23 protein-coding genes are annotated in these 19,246 nt (G+C 68.7%); 5 read left to right on the forward strand and 18 right to left on the reverse strand.

Annotated features, from left to right (window positions below):
• Window positions 1–60: 60 nt before the first annotated feature.
• Both NBT82_RS02670 and NBT82_RS02675 read right to left on the reverse strand, forming a co-directional pair.
• The gene (locus tag NBT82_RS02670; protein WP_251330045.1) at window positions 61–1,230 is read right to left on the reverse strand and encodes an MFS transporter; all 1,170 of its coding nucleotides are present in this window, start codon (window positions 1,228–1,230) and stop codon (window positions 61–63) included.
• A 49-nt stretch (window positions 1,231–1,279) separates the two neighbouring features.
• Window positions 1,280–2,446 carry a M24 family metallopeptidase gene (locus tag NBT82_RS02675; protein ID WP_251330046.1) on the reverse strand — a complete coding sequence of 389 codons (1,167 nt, stop codon included), beginning with the start codon at window positions 2,444–2,446 and terminating at the stop codon, window positions 1,280–1,282.
• Window positions 2,447–2,535: 89 nt separating this feature from the next.
• Here NBT82_RS02675 and NBT82_RS02680 point away from each other — a divergent pair, with 89 nt between their 5' ends.
• The gene (locus NBT82_RS02680; RefSeq protein ID WP_251330047.1) at window positions 2,536–4,683 is read left to right on the forward strand and encodes a hybrid sensor histidine kinase/response regulator; all 2,148 of its coding nucleotides are present in this window, start codon (window positions 2,536–2,538) and stop codon (window positions 4,681–4,683) included.
• A 12-nt stretch (window positions 4,684–4,695) separates the two neighbouring features.
• Here NBT82_RS02680 and NBT82_RS02685 read toward each other — a convergent pair whose 3' ends face one another.
• The 4 genes from NBT82_RS02685 to NBT82_RS02700 all read right to left on the reverse strand — a co-directional run bounded on the left by NBT82_RS02685 (window position 4,696) and on the right by NBT82_RS02700 (window position 8,084).
• A complete protein-coding gene (locus NBT82_RS02685) occupies window positions 4,696–5,385 on the reverse strand; it encodes a LysE family translocator (RefSeq protein WP_256476670.1) in 690 nt (229 codons plus the stop codon).
• A gap of 48 nt (window positions 5,386–5,433) precedes the next feature.
• The gene (locus NBT82_RS02690) at window positions 5,434–6,144 is read right to left on the reverse strand and encodes a TMEM165/GDT1 family protein (protein ID WP_251330048.1); all 711 of its coding nucleotides are present in this window, start codon (window positions 6,142–6,144) and stop codon (window positions 5,434–5,436) included.
• On the reverse strand, window positions 6,141–6,836 hold the full coding sequence (locus NBT82_RS02695) for a metal-dependent transcriptional regulator (RefSeq protein WP_251330049.1): 696 nt from the start codon (window positions 6,834–6,836) through the stop codon (window positions 6,141–6,143). Before NBT82_RS02695 ends, NBT82_RS02690 begins: the two co-directional genes overlap by 4 nt.
• Window positions 6,837–6,911: 75 nt before the next feature.
• Window positions 6,912–8,084: a pyridoxal-phosphate dependent enzyme gene (locus NBT82_RS02700; RefSeq protein WP_251330050.1), complete on the reverse strand. Its 1,173-nt coding sequence runs from the start codon at window positions 8,082–8,084 to the stop codon at window positions 6,912–6,914.
• Window positions 8,085–8,155: 71 nt separating this feature from the next.
• Between NBT82_RS02700 and NBT82_RS02705 the strand changes: the two genes are divergently transcribed.
• Complete coding sequence (locus NBT82_RS02705) at window positions 8,156–9,433, forward strand: NAD(P)/FAD-dependent oxidoreductase (protein ID WP_251330051.1); 1,278 nt, start codon at window positions 8,156–8,158, stop codon at window positions 9,431–9,433.
• On the opposite strand, the gene NBT82_RS02710 is transcribed toward NBT82_RS02705, so the two are convergent.
• A complete protein-coding gene (locus NBT82_RS02710) occupies window positions 9,428–10,102 on the reverse strand; it encodes a ribonuclease H-like domain-containing protein (RefSeq protein ID WP_251330052.1) in 675 nt (224 codons plus the stop codon). The genes NBT82_RS02705 and NBT82_RS02710 overlap by 6 nt on opposite strands.
• Window positions 10,103–10,187: 85 nt before the next feature.
• Here NBT82_RS02710 and NBT82_RS02715 point away from each other — a divergent pair, with 85 nt between their 5' ends.
• Together NBT82_RS02715 and NBT82_RS02720 are read left to right on the forward strand one after the other, a co-directional pair.
• A complete protein-coding gene (locus tag NBT82_RS02715) occupies window positions 10,188–10,811 on the forward strand; it encodes a PH domain-containing protein (protein ID WP_251330053.1) in 624 nt (207 codons plus the stop codon).
• A complete protein-coding gene (locus tag NBT82_RS02720; RefSeq protein WP_251330054.1) occupies window positions 10,808–11,491 on the forward strand; it encodes a PH domain-containing protein in 684 nt (227 codons plus the stop codon). The genes NBT82_RS02715 and NBT82_RS02720 overlap by 4 nt, the downstream gene beginning before the upstream one ends.
• On the opposite strand, the gene pdhA is transcribed toward NBT82_RS02720, so the two are convergent.
• The 11 genes from pdhA to NBT82_RS02775 form a co-directional block, all read right to left on the reverse strand.
• Complete coding sequence (pdhA, locus tag NBT82_RS02725) at window positions 11,461–12,561, reverse strand: pyruvate dehydrogenase (acetyl-transferring) E1 component subunit alpha (RefSeq protein WP_425601774.1); 1,101 nt, start codon at window positions 12,559–12,561, stop codon at window positions 11,461–11,463. The two genes, NBT82_RS02720 and pdhA, sit on opposite strands and share 31 nt — an antisense overlap.
• 123 nt (window positions 12,562–12,684) lie before the next feature.
• The gene (locus NBT82_RS02730) at window positions 12,685–13,413 is read right to left on the reverse strand and encodes a metallophosphoesterase (protein WP_251330056.1); all 729 of its coding nucleotides are present in this window, start codon (window positions 13,411–13,413) and stop codon (window positions 12,685–12,687) included.
• Window positions 13,414–13,463: 50 nt separating this feature from the next.
• On the reverse strand, window positions 13,464–14,009 hold the full coding sequence (locus NBT82_RS02735) for a J domain-containing protein (RefSeq protein WP_425601775.1): 546 nt from the start codon (window positions 14,007–14,009) through the stop codon (window positions 13,464–13,466).
• 116 nt (window positions 14,010–14,125) lie between these two features.
• Entirely contained in the window at window positions 14,126–14,884 is a 759-nt protein-coding gene (locus tag NBT82_RS02740; protein WP_251330058.1) for a proteasome assembly chaperone family protein, read from the reverse strand.
• 5 nt (window positions 14,885–14,889) lie between these two features.
• Complete coding sequence (locus NBT82_RS02745) at window positions 14,890–15,072, reverse strand: RNA-protein complex protein Nop10 (RefSeq protein WP_251330059.1); 183 nt, start codon at window positions 15,070–15,072, stop codon at window positions 14,890–14,892.
• A 64-nt stretch (window positions 15,073–15,136) separates the two neighbouring features.
• On the reverse strand, window positions 15,137–15,937 hold the full coding sequence (locus tag NBT82_RS02750; RefSeq protein WP_251330060.1) for a translation initiation factor IF-2 subunit alpha: 801 nt from the start codon (window positions 15,935–15,937) through the stop codon (window positions 15,137–15,139).
• A gap of 7 nt (window positions 15,938–15,944) precedes the next feature.
• The gene (locus NBT82_RS02755) at window positions 15,945–16,118 is read right to left on the reverse strand and encodes a 30S ribosomal protein S27e (RefSeq protein WP_251330061.1); all 174 of its coding nucleotides are present in this window, start codon (window positions 16,116–16,118) and stop codon (window positions 15,945–15,947) included.
• The gene (locus NBT82_RS02760; protein ID WP_251330062.1) at window positions 16,115–16,396 is read right to left on the reverse strand and encodes a 50S ribosomal protein L44e; all 282 of its coding nucleotides are present in this window, start codon (window positions 16,394–16,396) and stop codon (window positions 16,115–16,117) included. Before NBT82_RS02760 ends, NBT82_RS02755 begins: the two co-directional genes overlap by 4 nt.
• Before the next feature lie 82 nt (window positions 16,397–16,478).
• On the reverse strand, window positions 16,479–17,264 hold the full coding sequence (locus tag NBT82_RS02765; RefSeq protein WP_251330063.1) for a VOC family protein: 786 nt from the start codon (window positions 17,262–17,264) through the stop codon (window positions 16,479–16,481).
• 69 nt (window positions 17,265–17,333) lie between these two features.
• Window positions 17,334–17,786, reverse strand: a complete 453-nt coding sequence (locus tag NBT82_RS02770) for a TIGR04206 family protein (RefSeq protein WP_251330064.1) — start codon at window positions 17,784–17,786, stop codon at window positions 17,334–17,336.
• Window positions 17,786–18,898, reverse strand: coding sequence for an OBG GTPase family GTP-binding protein (locus NBT82_RS02775; RefSeq protein ID WP_251330065.1), 1,113 nt, complete (start codon window positions 18,896–18,898; stop codon window positions 17,786–17,788). Before NBT82_RS02775 ends, NBT82_RS02770 begins: the two co-directional genes overlap by 1 nt.
• A 115-nt stretch (window positions 18,899–19,013) precedes the next feature.
• Between NBT82_RS02775 and NBT82_RS02780 the strand changes: the two genes are divergently transcribed.
• A complete protein-coding gene (locus tag NBT82_RS02780; protein ID WP_251330066.1) occupies window positions 19,014–19,217 on the forward strand; it encodes a VNG_1110C family protein in 204 nt (67 codons plus the stop codon).
• Window positions 19,218–19,246 lie beyond the last annotated feature (29 nt).

The raw sequence follows: 19,246 nt of genomic DNA on the forward strand, positions 1-19,246 counted from the left end.
GCGTGGCTTCCCCCTCACCGATCAAAAGGGGTTCGGTGCGGGCGGTGGCGCGCCGGCCATCTATAGGTCGAGGCCGAACGCGAGGTTGGCGAGGAGGAGGACGAGCGCCAGTCCCGTCACGGCCGCGAGCAGGCCGTAGGCAACGGCCCAGCCGGCCACGTCGGAGAGGACGCCGACGACGACACTCCCCGTCGCCCCGAGCACCATGTACGCGGTGCGGACAAGGCCGAAGGCGGCGCCGCGTTCGTCGGCTTCGAACTTGTCGAAAAAGCGCGACTGGACGGGCGCCCCCCAGGTCATCGCGATGCCGACGAAGGCGATGGCGAGCGGGAGCGACCCCCGAGGACCGACGACGAGGATCGTGTACCCCACGACGCCGGCCGCCATCGTCCCGACGGCGGCGCCGTCGCGCCCGACGCGGTCCGACACCCACCCGATCGTCGGCGTCCCGAGACCACTGACGACGAAGTACGCCGAGAACAGGATCCCGGCGCTCGTCTCGGGCAGGTCGCGGAAGGAGACGAGAAAGGCCGGGAGGAAGGAGGCCGTCGCCTGCCAGGCGAAGGCACCCAGAAAGGCGACGAGGGTGGTGAAGGCGATGGGCGGGCGGACGAGCAGGTCGATCAGCGGTCTGATCGCCATCCGGTCGCGCATCGACTCGCCGGGGCGCTCCGGCGGTGTCCGCTCGACCTGCCAGGCGAACGCCACGTAGACCGGGATCGCGACGGCGGCACCGACGCCGATGGCGGTCCGCCAGCCGAACCGAACGGCCAGAGCCGTGGCGACGACGGGCGCGACCAGCCCCGCCAGTGGTCCACCGCTGACGTGGAGACCGATCGCGCGCCCGATGTCGTCGAACTCCTTCGTGAGCAGGGAGGTGGCGACGCTGTAATGGAGTCCTGCCCCCGCACCGAGGACGACGGTCAGAATCCCGAACACCGCGAACGTGGGCGCGAGTGCGAGCGACAGGCTGGCGACGGCGGTGATTCCCACCGCCGCGAGGATCACCCGTCGCTCCCCGAAGCGGTCGCCGAGGATGCCCGACGGAAACTGCGTGAGAGCGTAGGCGGCCCACATGCCCGAGAGCGCGAGGCCCACCGCGCCCGTCGAGACGTCGTAGTGTCCCGTTACGTCGGGGACGACCGGGCTGATGACCAGCCGCGCCAGCATCGTGGCGGCGAACGCGAGCGTACAGAGTGCGAGGACCGTGTGGCGGTACCGCCAGTTCACACCCGCTCTGGGCCGACCGCGGCGAAGTGCCTTGCGATCCGTCGGCGTCTCAGACGACCAGTTCGACCGGATACTCCGTCAGGTTCTCGTAGCCGTCTTCGGTGACGACGATCAGATCCTCGATGCGAACGCCCCCCACTGCGGGATCGTACAGGCCGGGTTCGATCGTGATCACGTTCCCGGGTTCGAGTTCGTCGCCGTCGGGGCCGATCCGTGGCAGTTCGTGGACGTCGAGACCGACGCCGTGGCCGGTGCTGTGGATGAACCCTGTTTCCGCCGACGGATCGGCACGGAGCGTCGGGAGCCCGGCGTCCTCGTAGACGTCACAGGCGGCGGCGTGGACCGCCTCGCCCGTGACGCCGGGTTCGACGGCGTCGAGCGCGGCCCGCCGTGCCTCGTCGGTCAGGTCGAACCACTCCCGCAGCGTCGGATCGGGGGTCCCCCGCAGGAAGGTCCGCGTGATGTCGCCGTGATACTTCGTTTCCTTGTCGCGGGGAAAGATGTCGACGACGATGGGTTCGTCGGCACGGAGTGGCCCCGAGCCCCGCTCGTGCGGGTCGGCGGTGTCGGTGCCGCAGGCGACGATGGTCTCGTCGAGCGCACACCCGTCCTCCAGCAGCGTCCGTTCGATCGCCAGGCGGACGGCCTCGCTCGTCAGGGGGTCGCCGTCGCGGTGGAGGACGCCCTCGACGACCGTCGCCGACTCGATCAACGACTCGGCGGTCGCCATCGCCCGCTCGTTCGCCCGCTGGGTCCGTCGGACGTGCTCGACTTCCGCCGGCGTCTTGACCGCACGGATCCGCGTCACCGTGTCCTCGTCGTCGACGTCGACGGTCACGCCGGCGTCGCGCAGGCCGTCCGCGGTACCGAGCGGGAACCGCGCGGGGACGACCACCGATTCGACGCCCCGGTCGGCGAGGAAGTCCGCGACGACGGCCGCCCGCCCGTCCACGGGGCCGGCCTCGCTCGTCCGCTCGCGGTAGTCGTAGGCCGAGAGGCGAGAGACGGAGTCGGCCCGGGACTCCTTTTTCGCGCGGCCGTATTCCAGCCCGGAGACGAGCAGGTGGACGCCGTCTGGCGTGTGACAGGTGACGAACGGGTCGGGCGCGTCGAACCCCGAGAGATACCGCTGGGTCGAGTCGGTGCCGTCGGCGTCGACGAGATACCCATCCCGGTCGCCGAGTGTGGCGTCGAGCGCGGAGAGGTCCGGTTGCATGCCTCCCCGTCGGGGATGGGAGAGCAAATACGCTTGGTCGGACGCCTCACAACGCAACCGTTTTATCTGTCGATTCGATGAAAACTCGTATGAGCGAGTCGATTCGGGTACTCTACGTCGACGGAGTATCCGAACACGCGGAACGGACCGCTACGGCGCTCGAACGCGACGCCGAGGCGTTCGACGTCACGGTAGCGACGACTGCGGAGAAGGGGTTACATCGGCTCACGACCGAGGACGTCGACTGTGTCGTCTCGACCTACGAACTGCCGGATCGTGACGGCGTCGGACTGCTCGAAACGGTCCGCGATCGACACCCTGCCCTCCCGCTCATCCTCATTGCCGATGGGGCGTCGGAGTCGGTCGTCGCCGAGGCGCTCTCGGCCGGCGTGACCCACTGCATCTCGGAGGCCGACGCCGACAGACGGCGACGGCTCGCCGAGCGGATCCCCGCGGCGGTCGATCACCGCCGTCGTCTCTCTCCCGACCATCGGGAGGTGTTCGAGTCGATTCCCGACGGCGTCGTGGTCCACGACGCGGACGGGACGGTTGTGGACGTAAACGAGGCGTACGCGGCGATGTTCGGCTACGAGCGGCGGGAACTGCTGGATGCCGGCCTCGATGCCATCCTGCCGGACGAAACGCCGTATTCGGCGACTGCGGCCAGACGCCGGGTTCGGGAGGCCGCCGACCGGGGCCCACGGACGTTCGAGTGGCCCGGCGTGACGGCCGACGGCGAGCGATTCTGGACGGAGGTCCATCTCGCGTCGACGCGTCTCGACGGCCGTGATCGTCTCCTCGCGGTCGTCCGCGAAATCACCGACCGCAAGGAGCGCGAACGCGACCTCGAGCGGTACCGAACCGTCATCAACACGATCCCGGACATGGCCTACGTGATGGACGCTGATCTCCGGTTTGCGGTCGTCAACGACACGCTCGTGGCGGAGACGGGCTACGACCGCGAGGAGCTACTCGGCGCCCACATCTCGCTGCTTCTCGACGACGACGCGATCGAGCGCGTCGTGGATATCCGCGAGCGACTCAGGGCTGACGAGGGCGGGTTCGGACGGCTCGAAACCGACATCGAAACCGCACGCGGCGACCGCATCTCCTGTGAGATCAGGGGGAAGTTCCTCCGAGATCCGGACGGATCGAGGTCTCGGGACACTGCAGGGATCATCAGGGACGTCACCGAGCGCAAGGAGCGCGAACGGGAGTTGGAGGCCCAGGTAACCGCGATGCACGCGGCGACCGACGGCATCGCCATCCTCGATGCGGACGGAACGTACCGCTTCGTCAACGAGGCCCACGCCGACATCTACGGCTACGCCGACCCGGAGGCGCTCGTCGACGAGACGTGGCGGCTGTGTTACGACGACGACGAACTCGACCGCTTCGAAGGGAACGTCATGCCGACGCTGTTTGCCGACGGTGCCTGGCGGGGCGAGGCGGTCGGGATCCGCGCGGACGGCAGCACGTTCCCCCAGGAACTCACCTTGAGCCTGACCGACCGCGGGCGAATCGTCTGTGTCGTCCGTGACATCACCGAGCGCAAGGAGCGCGAACGCGAGCTGGAACGCCAGAACGAGCGACTGGAGGAGTTCACCAGCGTCGTCTCTCATGACCTCCGGAACCCGCTGAACATCGTCGGCGGTCGACTGGAACTGGCCCGGGAGACGTGTGACAGCGACCACCTCGACCGTGCCGCGGACGCCCTCGAACGGAGCGTCGCACTCATCGAGGACCTGCGGACGTTGGCCCGCGACGGCAACCACGTCGGCGAACTCGAACCGGTCGATCTCGGCGATCTTACGACCCGTTGCTGGCGAAACGTCCCGACGACCGACGCGACGCTGATCACCGCCACCGATCGGACCATCCGGTGTGATCCGGGCCGGCTTCAGGAACTCCTCGAGAACCTGATGCGGAACAGCGTGGAGCATGGCTCCACGAACAATCGGCCGGCGGCCGACGACGGGGTCGACCCCGGTGACGGCGGTGTCACCGTCACCGTCGGGGAGACGGACGGCGGCTTCTACGTCGCCGACGACGGGCCGGGGATTCCCGCCGACGAGCGCGAGCGAGTGTTCGAGAGCGGCTACTCGACCGCCGGGGGGACGGGATTCGGCCTCTCGATCGTCCGCGACGTCGCGAACGCGCACGGCTGGACGATCCAGGTGACCGAAAGCGACGCGGGCGGGGCACGGTTCGAGATCACCGGCGTCGAGGATCCGTGACGGGTCCGAGGATCACGTCAGCGTCCGGACGGCGTCGACGAGAAAGACGACGCCGAACCCGCCGAGTACGAGGGCGCTGGCGCCGGCGACGACGGGCGTGAACGCGGCCACCCGCCGCTGGGCCGCCCGGAGCGCCGCCGGGAACCCGGTGATCCACACGCCGATGCCGAGGAAGAATCCGGCGATGAGCGCCGGGCTCCCGGTCCGGACCACCAACAGGCCCGCGAGGTCGGCCCCGACGTAGGGCGTATAGGAGAGTACGTCGAGGCGTCCGGGTTCGAGCAGTCCAACGCCGATGGTCAGCCAGAACAGGATCTGGTAGGGATTGGTGAGCGCGAGCACGAACGCCTTCCGAAAGCCGGTCGCCGCCCGGGCCGCCGCCCCGTTGGTCGGGACCGCGTCCATCCTGCCGGTCACGTCCGATGCGGCGCCGTAGGCGAAATAGAGCATGAGGAGGCCGCCGACGCCGACCATCGCAGCCCGGACCGTCGGGAAGCGTTCGACGAAGGTGACGACGCCGAGCAGCGCACAGACGAAAAAGACGGCGTCGGCGGTCATCGCCCCGAGGCCGGTCCGGACGCCGGCCACCCACCCGTTGGTGACCGACTCCTCGGCGATGACGGCGTTCATCGGGCCGGGTGGGGCGGCGAGGGCGAGGCCGAAGACGACGCCGGCCAGGAGGGATGGCAGGGGACTTGGCACGGCCGATCCCTGGACGTCCGTGAGAAAAACGCTACCGCTTCGCCGGCGTCAGAACAGCGCCAGCACGGCCGTCGACACCGCCGTGACGACCGACTCCCAGACCGAGAAGCCGGTGACGATGCTCAACGCTGTGTCGCCCGCGAAGAAGGCAAAGAGCCCGGCGGAGAAGAAGTGGACCTTCCGGAGGTCCAACCGGTGGGAGAACCGATGGAAAAAGAAGGCGTTTGCGAGGCTCACCGGAACGATCGCGAGCATCTCCCCCGCCCAGATCGCGGGGTGGGCGCCGTACTGGGCAGCTAGCCCGATGGTGACGAGTTGGGTCTTGTCGCCGAACTCGCCGGTCGCCATCATCACGAAGATGGGGAGAAACCCTCCGAAGGTGTCCGGCACCTCACGCCCGAACACCGTCGGCTCGAAGTCGGTTGAGAGCGACGTCACGCCCCCGTCGGTCGCCGTGGGGTCGATCTGCTCCGGGTCGCCGCCCGACGGCGCGGATCGGTAGAGCAGGACCGCGAAGACGAGAAACAGGACGGCGGTGAACGTATCGAGGACGACGGGCGGGAGTGCGCGCTGAAGCGCCTCGCCGAACAGGATCTCCAGCGCCGTCCACCCGGCGAAGGCCGTTCCAGCGGCGCTCACGACCACCAGCGGGTTGTAGCGCGTCGAGAGCCCCGCGATGATGAACTGCACCTTCTCGCCGGGCAACACCACGAGTTGGGCGACGAACGCGACGGTGAGGATCTCGACCCACCCCGTCACGCGCCGCTCACCTCCTCCATTCCCTCTCGGTCGGTGCCGGGCGACCGAACGCGGATGGTCCGCGCGACCGACTCCGGGAGGCTCTGTTCGTCGTCGCCGATCCGGACGGTTACCATGCCGAACGGCGCCACGTCGACGACGTCGAGTTCCGTTCCCGGTCGGATCCCCGCGTCGTCGAGGTAGGCGAGTTCCTCCTCGTCGCGGTCACGAACCCGACCGACAACCACACAGTCGCCCGGTTGATGCTCGCTCAGCGGCGTCGTCTCGTCGCAGTCGAGCGGTCGCAGCTCCGCCCCGGGGATCGGATCGCCGTGTGGATCCACCTCGGGATCGCCGAGCGCGTCGGCCACCCGCCGTTCGAACTCTTCGGAGATATGATGTTCGAGGGCATCGGCCTCCTCGTGAACGTCGGTCCACGAGTAGTCGAGGTGCTCGGCGAGATACGCTTCCAGCAGCCGGTGGTGCCGGAGTACCTCCAGCGCGACCGTCTCTCCCTCGGGGGTCAGTTCGACTCCCTTGTACTTCTCGCGTTCCAGCAACTCCCGGTCCGCGAGTTTCTGGACCATGCTGGTCACCGTCGGTGCCGTCGTGCCAACCTCGTCGGCGATGGCCGAAGTGGCGACCGGCACGCCCTCCTCCGACTGGAGTCGGTAGATCGCCTTGAGATAGTCCTCCATCGCGTCGCTCAGCATCGATCTACCTGATTTAGATGGGTCTAATAAATAAAACTGTCGTGGACAAATGCGAAGTATGCCGATTCGAAATCCTCAGACGCCTTGGCTCATCAGGTGACTCCGGAGCAGATCGGCCGTCTTCACGCCGGCGTCGGCGTTGATAACGACGACCGTCTCGTCGTCGTCGAAGGTCCCGCGTTGCGACAGCGCCCAGGCACCGGCGGCCGCGGCGCCGCCCGTCGCGCCGACCTCCGTCCCGAGTCGCTGGGTCAGGGCCACCGCGCTCTCGAGCAGATCCTCGTCGGGCACGGCCACGGCCTCGCCCCCGGCGTCGGCGAGGGCGTCGAGGGCCATGGCGCCACCCGCGGGGTCGGGGATCTCGAGTTCGCCACAGATGGTGTCGGGATGCTCGGCCGGCTTGACGGCGTCGGCGCCGTCCTCGTGGGCCTCGACGATCGGCGCACAGCCTTCGGCCTGGACGGCGTGGACGCGCGGCACCCGATCGGTCAGTCCGAGTTCGACGAGATCGCGGAAGCCGCGTTCGATCCCCACGAGCGTCTCGCCGGTGCCGACGGCGACGACGACGGCGTCCGGTGCCGTCCAGTCACGAGCGCCGGCCACTTCGTAGGCTATCGTCCGGTAGCCGTCGTGGCGGTAGGGCGTCGTGAACTCCTGTAGCGAGTGCCAGTCGGTCACCAGATCCGACCGGAGCGCCTCCTCTGCGTCCGGATAGCGCCCACCGATCACGCGCATGTCCGCGCCGTGGACGTTCACCATCGCCTTGTTCGGGAAGGGGGCACGCGAGGGGAGATAGGCGTAACAGTCCGTCTCGATCCGGCCGGCGTAGGCGGCCGCCGACTGTCCGGCGTTGCCCGCCGCCGCCAGCGCCAGCAGGTCCGCGTCCCGCTTCTCGGCCATCGTCACCGCCGTCGAGAGCCCGCGGTCGAGGATCGTCCCCGTCGGGTTCCGGCCCTCGTCTTTGAGGAGCACGGTGTCGACGCCGAGGTCGGCCGCCAACCCGTCGGCGTCGAGCAACGGCGTCGCGCCCTCGCCGGCGGAGACGGCGTCGTCCGCGGCCACGGGGAGGAGCGCGTCGTACGCCCACATCGACCGGGGGTCGGCCGGCAGCGCCGACGGGTCGACGACGTCGAGGTCGTAGACGGGGGTGAGCGGGGCATCGGCGTCGCTCCGGCCGACGTGGCCCGGATCGTATCGCTCGCCGGTCGCCGTACAGTCGAGGCCGATGAGGGTCTCGGAGATGTCCATGCCGGCGGTTGCGACCGGAGGGGCAAATCCCTGTCCATGGCTTCTTTACCCTCGCCGGCCGACCGCCCGGTATGGACGACACACCGTCGGTCGCCGTCGCCGGCGCCGGATTGGCGGGGCTGGTCGCCGCGCGACATCTCGCCGACGCCGGCGCGGACGTCACCGTGTTCGAACGCCGCGACGAGGTCGGTGGCCGGGTCCGAACCCGCCGTCGCGACGGCTTCACCCTCGACCGTGGCTTCCAGGTGCTGTTCACCGCCTACCCCGCCGTCCGCCGGGAACTCGACCTCCGGGCGCTCGACCTGCAGTCGTTCTCGCCGGGCGCCGTCATCTGCCGCCCGGGCGAGCGGTCGGTGCTCTCGGATCCGCTCCGCGATCCCCTCTCGCTCACCGAGACGCTGTTCAACCGGGCGGTGACCACGACGGACAAACTCCGGACGCTCGCCCTCCGCCAACACGTCGGCGGTCGGGACGAGGCGACCATCTTCGAGAGTTCGGACGCTCCCATCGACGAATACCTCCGCGACTGGGGGTTCTCCGAGTCGTATCTCGACAACTTCGTCGCCCCCTTCTACGGCGGCATCACCCTCGATCGCTCCCTCTCGACCTCGAAGCGGGTGTTCGAGTACACGTTCAAGGCGATGAGCGAGGGCCTGATCGCCCTGCCCGCGGCGGGGATGGCCGCCGTGCCCGCGCAGTTGGCCGACCGTGCCCGAGAGGCGGGAGCGACGATCCGTCTCGCGGAACCGGTCGCGGCCGTCGCCGGCGGCGCCGACGGCGTGACGGTCGACACCGAGGCCGACGCCGTCGACGTCGACGCGGCCGTCGTCGCCACAGACCCGCGCACTGCCGGGCGACTGACCGGCGTGGCTGCCGTCCCCACGACCGCCCGCCCCTCCGTCACCGTCTACTGTACCCTACCCGCCGGCCCCTCGCTCGACGACGCACGGAAGATCCACCTCAACGCCGGGGACGACCGCCCCAACGCCGTCGTGCCCCTCTCGGCGGTCGCGTCGGAGTACGCCCCCGACGATCGGCGACTGCTCTGTGCCACGTTCCTCGGCGACGACGCACTCGATACGCCCGATGCCGACCTCGTCTCGGCGACCCGCGAGGCACTCGCGGCGTGGTATCCCGAGCGCCAGTTCGCCGACCTCGAGGGCGTCCACACCGACCGGATCGAGTTCGCGCAGTTCGCCCAGCCTCCGGGCGTCCACGACGACCTGCCCGACGTTCGCGACCCGAACGGCCCGGTCTACCTCGCCGGCGACTACACCGCGTGGTCGTCGATCCAGGGGGCGATGCGCAGCGGTCGGGAGGCCGCCGAGGCGGTCCTCGCGGACCTATAACTCGAACCGACGCTCCGTGCCGAGATACGCCGCGTCGACCGACTCCCCGAGGTCGGCGTAAAACAGCGCCAGCGTCGCCTCCAGGTCGGTCCGCAGGTAGTGGTCCACGACGTCGGCGAGTGTCGCCCGGAACCGGGCGCCCGTCTCCGTCCCCAGCGTCCGGAGATATGCCGCCCCGAGTTCCTCGCCGAACCGCTCGTTCGTGACCGACTCGCCCCGCCAGACGGTCGTCGCGGGCGTGTAGCCGTACGCTTCCAGACACGCTTCCAGTCCCGGCCACGGCTCGTCGGTCTCCTCGGCGCGTTCCCGTCGGTCGAGAAACAGGTCGACGTGCGTCTCGGAGTCGGTGATCGACGGGCGGTCGAGCGTTGCGTCGTGGGCCGCCAGTCGCCCCTCGACGAACGGCAGGTCGAACTCGGCGCCGTTGTAGGTGATCAGGGCGTCGGCGTCGCTGCCTTCGAGACGGTCCATGGCGGCTCGCACCAGCGACACCTCCCCCTCGCCGTCGCGGTGGAACGTCTCGTAGGTCGCCTGGGTGAGGGAGTCGGTTCGCGCGTGGACGCCGACGCCGACCGAGACGAGTTCGCCGTCCCGTGGGTTCGTGGCCGTGGTTTCGATGTCTACCGTCGCCACCCTCTCGACGTCCGGGGCCTCGCGGGGGAATCGCATCGCTCTCCCTGGCCCGTTGGTCCCACAAGAAGGTTCGTGTCTTCCGGCGACGAACGTTTACAAGCCGACCGCGAGAAGGCGACGTATGGTCTCCCATCCCGACTGGCTCTCGCTCGACGCCGACGAGACGGCCGTCTGGCGGGGGGCGCCGCGAATCCGGCGCGTCCTGCCGACCGCCGTCGCCACGAGCCTCTGGATCGCCCTCCTCGTCGCCGGCGCGGTCGTCGCCGTCCGAACCGGGCGGCTCCCGACGGTCGTCACCGTCGGGGCGGCCTTCCTGCTCGCCCTCCCGGCGGTCGGCGCGGCCGTGGCGGCGTACCTGCGGACGGTGAACGCCGAGTACGTCCTCACCGACCGGAACTGCTATCGCAAACGCGGCGTCCTGTCGACGCGGGTGACGCGTGTCGGCCTCGCGAACGTCCAGCGCACCGCCCTCCAGAAGGACGTCTGGGGCACCCTCTTCGATTACGGCACCGTCTCGATCAGCACCGCCGGCTCCGAGGGCGTCGACCTGCGCTTTCCCGACCTCGACGACCCCGAATCCGCCCGCGACGAACTCCGACGGCTGGTGGGCGCGGCCGAGGCCGACGCCGACGAGGGCCGCGTGCCGGCCGACCTGGACGCCGCGACGGCCGAGACGCTCCTGACCGAGTTCGGACGGCTCCGTGCGGCGGCCGAGCGCCTCGACCGGGCGGTGACCGACGGATGAGCGACGCGCGGACCGACCCGGGCGGCGCCGACGCCACGCCACCCGAGTGGCTCACCCTCGACCCCGACGAGGAGGTGGTCTGGATCGGCCGACCCGCCTTCGAGACGCTGTACGGCACCATCGCGACGGGACTGGTGTTGACGGTGGTGGTGATCGGCTTCCTGATCCTCCTCGGGGTGCCCTTCGCCTACTACCGGATCCAGAACACCGAGTACGTCGTGACGACGACGTCGCTGTACGTCAAGACGGGAATCCTCTCGACCAACATCGAGACGGTCGACCTCGACCGCATCCAGAACACGGAGTTCAACCGGAGCTTCTGGGGCAAGCAGTTCGACTACGGCTCCATCTCGATCAGCACCGCCGGCAGCAGCGGTGCGGAGATATCCTTCGACGGGATCCCGGACGCCCCGGCCGTCCGCGACCGCATCACCGAACTCCAGCGCCGACACGCCGACAGCGGGGGTGACGCGGACGATGAGACCCCCGCGAGCGCGGATCAGGTGGCCGACCTGATCGCGGAGGTCCGCGCGACCCGTGAGGCGTTCGAGCGGATCGAGCGCCACCTCGTCGAGGGGGACGCCCCTGCGGTCGACGCCGATCCCACGGCCGGCGCGGACGACGGTACCGACGACGACGGCGACGACGATCAGTCCCGCACGAACGCCTCGTCGCCGTAGCGGTCGAGGATATCGAGGAAGCCGGCGCGCTGCCGGCGGAGTTCCGGTGGCAGGTCCGCGTAGGCGTGGTCGAACATCGACGCCGGGTCGGCCTCGACCTCCGACGCGGCCTCGATCACCGCGGCGACGTGGTCCTCGACGCTCCGCCTGATCTCCGCGTCGCGGTCGTCGTCCAACCGCCCAGTCCGACGCAGGAAAGACTCGAACCGATCGAGTGGGTCGCGGTCCTTCCAGCGTTCGACCTCCGCCTCGTCGCGGTAGACGCTCGGGTCGTCGGCTGTGGTGTGGGCGCCATAGCGGTACGTGATCGCCTCGATCAGCGTCGGCCGCGTCTCGTCCTCGTCGGGGTCGCGGGCCCGATCGACGGCCTCCTTCGTCACCTGATAGCACGCGAGCGGATCCATCCCGTCGACTCGGATACCCTCCATGCCGTACGCCGTCGCCTTCTGTGCGATGGTGTCGCTCGCGGTCTGTCGGTCCACGGGGACCGAGATGGCCCAGCCGTTGTTGTTACAGAAAAAGACCGTCGGCGTGTCGAACACGCCCGCGAAGTTCATCGCCTCGTGAAAGTCCCCCTCGCTCGTGGCGCCGTCGCCGAAGTGGACGACCGTCGCGCGGTCGTCGCCTTTCAGTTTCGACGCCCACGACATCCCGACCGCGTGGGGCAGGTGGTCGGCGATGGTGATGTTGAGCGGGAAGATGTGGTCGTCGGCCAGGGTCGCGTTCCCCGACTCGTGACCCATCCAATACGACAGGTAGCCGGCGTCCAGGTCGCGGACGACCACCGCGCCGTGTTCGCGGTACTGATAGAGGATCCAGTCGTCGTCGGCCAGGGCGTACGTCGACCCCACCTGGGCGCCCTCCTGCCCGGCGCCGGAGGCGAACGTGCCGAGACGTCCCTGCCGCTGGACGTTGATCGCCCGCTCGTCGAAGTGGCGGGTCAGGCGCATGTCGCGGTACATCCCGAGGAGCGTCTCGTCGTCCAGGTCGGGCACCGCGTCCTCGTCGACGGGAACGCCGTCCTCGTCGAGTACCCGGACGAACTCCCCCGCCTCGTAATCCACGATCAGTCACCCCGTCCGCGTCGCCGTTCGTCGGTCCACCGACGCAATCGAGGGAGTCGGTGTCCGTAGCCCTGCCGTGATCCTGACCGTCCGTGCATACCTCGGCCGAGGACCTCCGTCGTGTAAATCCTATCGCCGAAGATGGGGCCGCAGGTCGCCGAGGGGCGGGAACCACAGCGATCCGGATGGTCCATCTCCACCGGCCGTCGTCCGGTCGCCCGCGGTCGACGGGGCCTCCTCGATCACCCCGGGACGGAGGGTGTCGAGATCAGTCACCAGCGGCGAGTCCACGCCCGCCCGACGCTCGATTCTGACACCGGCAGCGAGCGTCGAGAAGGCCGGAACCACCAGCACCGGACGGTCGCGATAGCCGGCGGCCGTCCGCAAGAAACAGTCGCGTTTCCGCCCCTCGACGGTCAGCGACGGATGGACGTGACCGCAGACGTACCGCTCGCCGTCGGTCTCGGGGCGCGCGTGGCCGTGACAGACAACCGTCCCGTCGCTCAGTCGGTAGGCGTCGTGGACCGTTCCCGGCCAGGCATCGTCGAGGCCGCCGTCGTGGTTGCCGGCTACGGCGACGGGTCGTGCCCCCGCCGCCCGAACCCGCCCCGCAAGCGCTCGTACCGTCCCGACCGTCCGCGGCCGCGGCGCGCCGAACCGATGGAGCACGTCGCCCGCGAACACGACAGTCTCGGGATTCGTCGCGGCCAGGATCGCTCCCAGGCGGTCCCGGAGGTCCGCACGCTCGTCGAGTAGGAGGCCGACGTTCGACGCCGCGGCCCGTCCGACGTGAAGGTCGGCGACGACGAGCGTCGACGTCGCCGGCAGGTAGACCGCTCGCCCGTGCGTCCGAAGCATCCACACGGCCGACCGGAGGGTCCGGACGGGCAAAGCGGTGACGGGACGGGTCAGTCGGCGTGCTCTCTCGCCGTCGCGTAGGCCTCGCGGAGGCGCCGGAAGGACTCGCTGTCCCCGCCCTGATCCGGGTGGACGTCCTTCACTCGGCGCCGGTAGGCCGCCCGCACCTCCTCGACGTCGGCGGTCGGCCGGAGCCCGAGTTGTGAGAACGCTTCGCCGATCGACTCGTCGCCCCCTGCCGCCCGATCCGTCCCCACTCCCGGAACCTCGAAGGGAAGTCGACGGCCGAGTGCGCGCCCGGGCATCTCGTATTCACAGAGTACGGCGGCCGTCCCCGCCCGATCGATGCGGAAGTACGCGCGGGGGTCGAACGTGACCGCCACCTCCCGTTCGGGGAGATAGAAGGCGACGGTGTCGTCGTGGACCGTCGCGTCCTCGACGTATCGCTCGTCGATGGCGTCGAGATACGTTCGGATCTCCGCGCGTCGGCGGTCGGTCCCGTCGATCCGCCGCCGACGGTCCGTCGAGGGCGCGGGAAACAGGCGATCGCCGGCGACGAAAATGCCGACGGCGAGGACGGCGACGCCGACGCCCATGGCGAGGCCCGCGAGCAACCACGGCGGTAACGGATCCAGCAACTCCGGGGACACGCGCCTCCGTTAGCGGTCCGCAGTAAAGAATTTCCCGCCGACGGCAGGGGGTCCCCCTCGATTCACCCGATGTATCGCAGGTCGTCGTCGGTGGGCACCTGGGCGTTCTGGTTTTGCATCTCCTGGATCTTGCCGACGACCTCCTCCATCTCCTCGGCGCGGTCCTCCAGGGACTCGTAGTCGAGTTCGAAGCCGAGAACCGACTCCAGCACTTCGAGGACCGCACGGGCGCTTTTCGGATCGACGAGGTAGCCGCTGGTCTCACCCATCAGGCAGGTGGCGTCGAGCCCTTGACGCCTGCCCAGCCCCAGCAACAGGCCGCTGACGCCGACGATACCGCCCGCGGGTTCGTCCTCTCGAAATTCGACGTCTTCGTCCTTGAGATCGGATTTCAGCGCCGCGTCGGTCACTGCCCCGAGGACGTGATACTCCTCGATGAGTTCGCCGGTCGGGACGCCGCCGAGGGCGAACAGCCGCTCGGTACCCAGATCCGTCGCGACGTCGAGAAACGACTCGGTGAGGTGGTAGTGGCCGGCGTTGCTCCCCGCCTGGTGGTCGCCGGTGAGAACGAGCAGGTCGCGACCGTCCGTCTCGACGGCGTAAAACTCCGCACAGACCAGTTCGGCGACGCCCTCGTCGTCGATACTCACCTGTGGGGGGAACTCGTCGGCGTACACCCGCCGGACGAGTTCGCTCTCGAACTCCTCGAGCAGATACTCCGCGGCGAGTTTCCCCACGTGGCCGACGCCGGGGAGTCCCTCGATCAGCGCCGGCTCCGACAGCTCCGGCTCCGCGACCGTCTCGATCTCGATGGCGTCCATACCGCCTACTCGCGTTCGCGGCGCTTAAGAGCGCGTCGGTACTCTCCGTACGGGTCAGCCGGATCGAACGGCGCCGGGGCGCTGTTGACCGCCTCGGCACCGCACTCCGGGCAGGTCTCCCCGAGGGTGTACACTGGACGGTCGTGGGCGGTTCGCCACGACCCGCACATCCGGATGTCGGCTTTCATACGAATCGTCGTAACTGTCCGTTAGCCCTCGCCGACGGGCGGTACGCCGGTACGACGGTCCGTCTCATTCGTCGTCGGTCTTGCGCTCGCGGTGGTAGCGCGCCGTCCCGCCCGCGGCCTCGATGGCCTCGCGGGCCCGGTCGGCGCTGGCTTCGAGTTCCGTCTCCGCCCGCTTGTAGTCGGGCGCCTGCACCTGGATGCGGTACTCCGGCGAGCCGACATAGGACACCGACAGGTCGATTTCGTCACTCACGTCGCCGTTGCCCTCCGCCGCCTGCAGCGCCTCCTTGATGTGGTCGACGCCGTCGCCGCTCGGACACTCCAGGTCGACGTAGCCCGTCACGTTGACGTAGGGGACCGAGACGTTCTCGCGAGCCGTCGAGACGATGGCCTCGACGTCGTCGTCGCCGAGGTCGACCTCGGCGAGCGCCTCCTCTCCGTGGATGGCGGCCGACTCGAACGCGTCGTAGAGGCTCTCGAACTCGACGAGCAGGGCGTCGGCGACCGACTGGTACTGCTCGTCGGCGACGTCCTCGCCGAACGCGAGCGACATCCACTTGTCGGCCTTCTGCTCGTTTTTCCACTCCTGGATCTTCTCTTTGTGCTGGTGTTCGTTGACGTCCTTGATCGAGAGGTCGATCTGCTGGGACCCTTCGTCGACGTCGAGCACCTTCGCGACGACCGTCTGCCCCTCGCGGACGTGGTCGCGGACGTTCTTGATCCAGCCGCTGGCGACCTCGCTGATGTGGGCGAGACCGCGTTTGTCCTCGTACTCCTCGAGGTCGACGAACACGCCGAAGTCGGTGATCTCGTCGACCTTGCCGACGACGAGTTCGCCCGGTTCGGGCCAGCCACTGTACTTCATGGTGGGGTCAGCGTGCCTCGACGGTGCCGGTGACCTCGCCCTCGAAGGCCGCGTGGCCGCCGGTCGGGCGGGCGAGCCGGCTCCCGCAGACCGCGCAGTTCACCGTCGTCGACACCTTGTCGAAGACGGTCTGTTCGTTGCCACAGTCCGCACACTCGACGGTGACGAAGTTCCCCGTCATTCCTGGAACTCCAGTCGGCCGGCGCGCCAACCCTCGCGCATGTGGGCCTTGCCACACTCGGCACAGCGGTACTTCAGGTTGGTCTTCTTCGTGGGCTTGTCGCCACCGGGCACTTTCGAGAACTTCCCGGCGTTGCCGATGGTGGACGTGTTGCGCTCGCGCTGGCGGTCGATCCACTTCATCCCCGTCTCGCGACCGCGACGCACTTTCTCGACCTCGTGCTCGAAGTGCCCGTTGCAGTGCGGGCAGTACGTGTTGAATCGGCGTGGCATCTGCATAGATAATCTACCTTACCGGGATTTCCACGTCGGGCGTTAAAACCCGTTCGGTGTCCGCTCGGGGCGCCACGCCGGCCCGTCCCTACTCCGGGAACAGCGGCGGGGTCGGACGCTCGCGTTCGAGGAGTTCGATCTCGTGGCCGTCCTGGTCTTTCGTGAACGCGTACCGATCGTCACAGGAGCCGGGGTCGCGGTAGTCCTCGGCCTCCCGCTCCATCAACTGCGCCCAGTCGTCGTGCAGGTCGTCGACGCGGACACAGAGGTGACCCCACGCGTCGCCCATCTCGTAGCTCCGTCCGTCGTAGTTGTACGTGAGTTCGACGGCCATCGCCTCCGGCGCTGCGCCCTTGGGTTTCGTGAAGTAGTTGGCGAACGTGTCCGACTCCCAGCGGCCAGTCGGGACGTGTTCGAACTTCCGGGTCCAGAAGCCAAGCGCCGCGTCGGCGTCCTCGACGCGGATCATGGTGTGATCGAGGCTCCACCGCGTGCCGTGGTCGCGCTCGACGAGTTCGACCTCGTGGCCGTCTGGGTCTTTCACGAACGCGTAGTCCCCGCCACAGGAGTCGGGGTCGCGGTAGTCTTCGACTCCCCCGTCCATCAACTCCTCGTAGGCCTCGTCGACGTCCTCGACGCGCACCGCGATGTGCCCCCACGCGTCGCCCATCTCGGCGGGTTCGCTGCCGTGGTTGTACGTGAGTTCCAGCATCGCCCCCTCGTCGTGCATGTCCTCGGGCCCGAGGTAGACGATGGTGAACTCGTCGGCCGCCCAGCGGTCCTTCTCCTCGTAGTCGAGGTGAGTGCCGTACCAGTCGAGGGAAGCGTCCAGGTCGGCGACACGCATCATGACGTGATCGAGCGTTCCAGCCATGCGTGGCCGGTCGGTCGGCGAGCCGAAAAGCGTACCGGGACCGGCAGCCCGCCGACCGCTCTCCGGTTCTCAGGCGTCGCGCCGGTCGGGCGCCGGAGACGACCGGGCGTAGATCCACCAGGCGACCGCCCAACACGCGACCGTTCCGAGGGGCCAGGCGGTGCGCCCGGGCTGGACGGAAAAGCCGCGGGCGAGCGTCAACTGTGCCACGCCGGCGGCGGCCAGGAGGCCGGCGGTCACACGCACGTCCTCGCGGCCGAGAGCGCGTCCACACGCCGCGCTCGCGAGCGCGAGGAGATAACACCCCGCCGAGATGGGCCAGGCGACGATGTACGGCGGGAGTCCCCGCGTGTACCGAACGAGGAAGTCCCAGAGGAAGGTAACCCCGAACGGATCGGCGTTGACCAGCCCCCACGCGAAGACGTACGTCGGCGGCCGACCCCCGGCGAAGGTCTGGACCGACCACGGCACCGCGAGGAGCGCGAGGACGGCGACTGGCCGGCGGCGGAGACGGGGACCCATTATCGCCGGGCGACGACGCGCAGTACGTCCTCGTCCCGTAACTCGTGATCACGGCCGACCTGCTGTTCGTCGTGTTTCGCGCTCGGCCCGGTGACGCGGGCGAAGCGGAACCGCTCGTCGAGCGTCCCGCCGAGTTTGGAGAGCGCGTCGTCGACAGTGTGTTCGCCACTCCGGAGCACGAGCGGTTCCTCGTAGTCCACGCCGCGGCCCGGCTTGTCCATGTACACGCGGATCAGACCGAGTGCCTCCCATATCTCCGCTTTGAGTGCGTCGAGGCCGCGATCCTCGGCGGCGCTGATGAAGATCACGTCGTCGGGATCGAGGTCGTGATCGCGGAGGTCATCTTTCACAGTCGGAAGGTAGTCCTTGTCGATCAGGTCGGCCTTGTTGACCGCCACGATGGAGGGGAGATACTCCCGGTTGTCCTGAATCCCGTCGATGAGTTCGTCGATCGAGCAGTCGCCCCGGATCGTCACGTCCGCGTTGACGTAGCCGTGTTCCCGCAAGACGCTCTTGATCGTCCCCTCGTCGAGGCTCACGTCGTCGGTCGTGGTCACTCGCAGGCCGCCTTTCCCCGTCTTGGCGATGGAGAGGTTCGGCGGCGACGTGTCCAGTCGGACCTTGTTGGCGTACAGTTCCTCGCTGAGGCGGTCGTACTGCTGGATCTCGAACACGGACAGGACGAACACTACGAGATCGGTCGTCCGGACGACCGATAGGACCGCCTGGCCGCCGCCGCGCCCGCCGGCGGCTCCCTCGATCAGCCCCGGCACGTCGAGAATCTGGATGTTGGCACCGTTGTACTTGAGCATCCCCGGGTTCACGTCGAGGGTGGTGAACTCGTACTCGCCGACCTCGCTCTCGGCGTTCGTGAGGGCGTTGAGCAGGGTGGACTTCCCGACGCTGGGAAAGCCGACGAGGCCGACGGTGGCGTCGCCGGTCTTCTCGACGGCGTAGCCCCCGCCACCACCCGAGGAGGCTTGCTTCTCGAGTTTCTCCTTTTTTTCCGCGAGCTTCGCCTTCAGCCGACCGATATGCTGTTCGGTGGACTTGTTGTACGGCGTGTTGGCGATCTCCTCGCGGAGGTCCTCGATCTCCTCCTCCAGACCCATTACCCGCCCCTCGGCCGGCGGCGTCGAAAAACCTGTTCCTTCGGCGCGCCCGGCACAAGTGATAGTACTTCGACACGGTTATACTGGGGTACGGAGACGTGTCGGGTAGCTACCGATGCCGGATCCCGAACGGTTACGCGACAGCACGCAGATCGTGCTGCCCTGTGAGGAGCTGTCCGGACTTCGAACGGACATCGAGTCCGATTTCGCCGTCACCGTGTTCGCGATCGACGAGACGACCTGCCGGATCGTAGGCAGCCCGGTCGAGATCAAAGCGGTCGGTCGCTTCCTGGCCCGTCACGGGATCAACCTCGCGTGACGGTCGGTCGAAGCGTTTTCTACGATCGA

Source organism: Haloplanus sp. HW8-1 (assembly GCF_023703795.1).
Classification (GTDB): domain Archaea; phylum Halobacteriota; class Halobacteria; order Halobacteriales; family Haloferacaceae; genus Haloplanus; species Haloplanus pelagicus.

Coding starts and splice junctions, on each gene's coding strand:
- NBT82_RS02760 (WP_251330062.1), bottom strand. CDS start 16,396: ATGCAGATGCCACGCCGATTCAACACGTACTGCCCGCACTGCAACGGG.
- NBT82_RS02700 (WP_251330050.1), bottom strand. CDS start 8,084: ATGGACATCTCCGAGACCCTCATCGGCCTCGACTGTACGGCGACCGGC.
- NBT82_RS02735 (WP_425601775.1), bottom strand. CDS start 14,009: ATGGGCGTCGGCGTCGCCGTCCTCGCCGTCGGCATTTTCGTCGCCGGC.
- NBT82_RS02780 (WP_251330066.1), top strand. CDS start 19,014: ATGCCGGATCCCGAACGGTTACGCGACAGCACGCAGATCGTGCTGCCC.
- NBT82_RS02745 (WP_251330059.1), bottom strand. CDS start 15,072: ATGAAAGCCGACATCCGGATGTGCGGGTCGTGGCGAACCGCCCACGAC.
- NBT82_RS02710 (WP_251330052.1), bottom strand. CDS start 10,102: ATGCGATTCCCCCGCGAGGCCCCGGACGTCGAGAGGGTGGCGACGGTA.
- NBT82_RS02715 (WP_251330053.1), top strand. CDS start 10,188: ATGGTCTCCCATCCCGACTGGCTCTCGCTCGACGCCGACGAGACGGCC.
- NBT82_RS02720 (WP_251330054.1), top strand. CDS start 10,808: ATGAGCGACGCGCGGACCGACCCGGGCGGCGCCGACGCCACGCCACCC.
- NBT82_RS02705 (WP_251330051.1), top strand. CDS start 8,156: ATGGACGACACACCGTCGGTCGCCGTCGCCGGCGCCGGATTGGCGGGG.
- NBT82_RS02750 (WP_251330060.1), bottom strand. CDS start 15,937: ATGAAGTACAGTGGCTGGCCCGAACCGGGCGAACTCGTCGTCGGCAAG.
- NBT82_RS02680 (WP_251330047.1), top strand. CDS start 2,536: ATGAGCGAGTCGATTCGGGTACTCTACGTCGACGGAGTATCCGAACAC.
- NBT82_RS02730 (WP_251330056.1), bottom strand. CDS start 13,413: ATGCTTCGGACGCACGGGCGAGCGGTCTACCTGCCGGCGACGTCGACG.
- NBT82_RS02765 (WP_251330063.1), bottom strand. CDS start 17,264: ATGGCTGGAACGCTCGATCACGTCATGATGCGTGTCGCCGACCTGGAC.
- NBT82_RS02695 (WP_251330049.1), bottom strand. CDS start 6,836: ATGCTGAGCGACGCGATGGAGGACTATCTCAAGGCGATCTACCGACTC.
- NBT82_RS02675 (WP_251330046.1), bottom strand. CDS start 2,446: ATGCAACCGGACCTCTCCGCGCTCGACGCCACACTCGGCGACCGGGAT.
- NBT82_RS02770 (WP_251330064.1), bottom strand. CDS start 17,786: ATGGGTCCCCGTCTCCGCCGCCGGCCAGTCGCCGTCCTCGCGCTCCTC.
- NBT82_RS02755 (WP_251330061.1), bottom strand. CDS start 16,118: ATGACGGGGAACTTCGTCACCGTCGAGTGTGCGGACTGTGGCAACGAA.
- NBT82_RS02740 (WP_251330058.1), bottom strand. CDS start 14,884: ATGGACGCCATCGAGATCGAGACGGTCGCGGAGCCGGAGCTGTCGGAG.
- NBT82_RS02775 (WP_251330065.1), bottom strand. CDS start 18,898: ATGGGTCTGGAGGAGGAGATCGAGGACCTCCGCGAGGAGATCGCCAAC.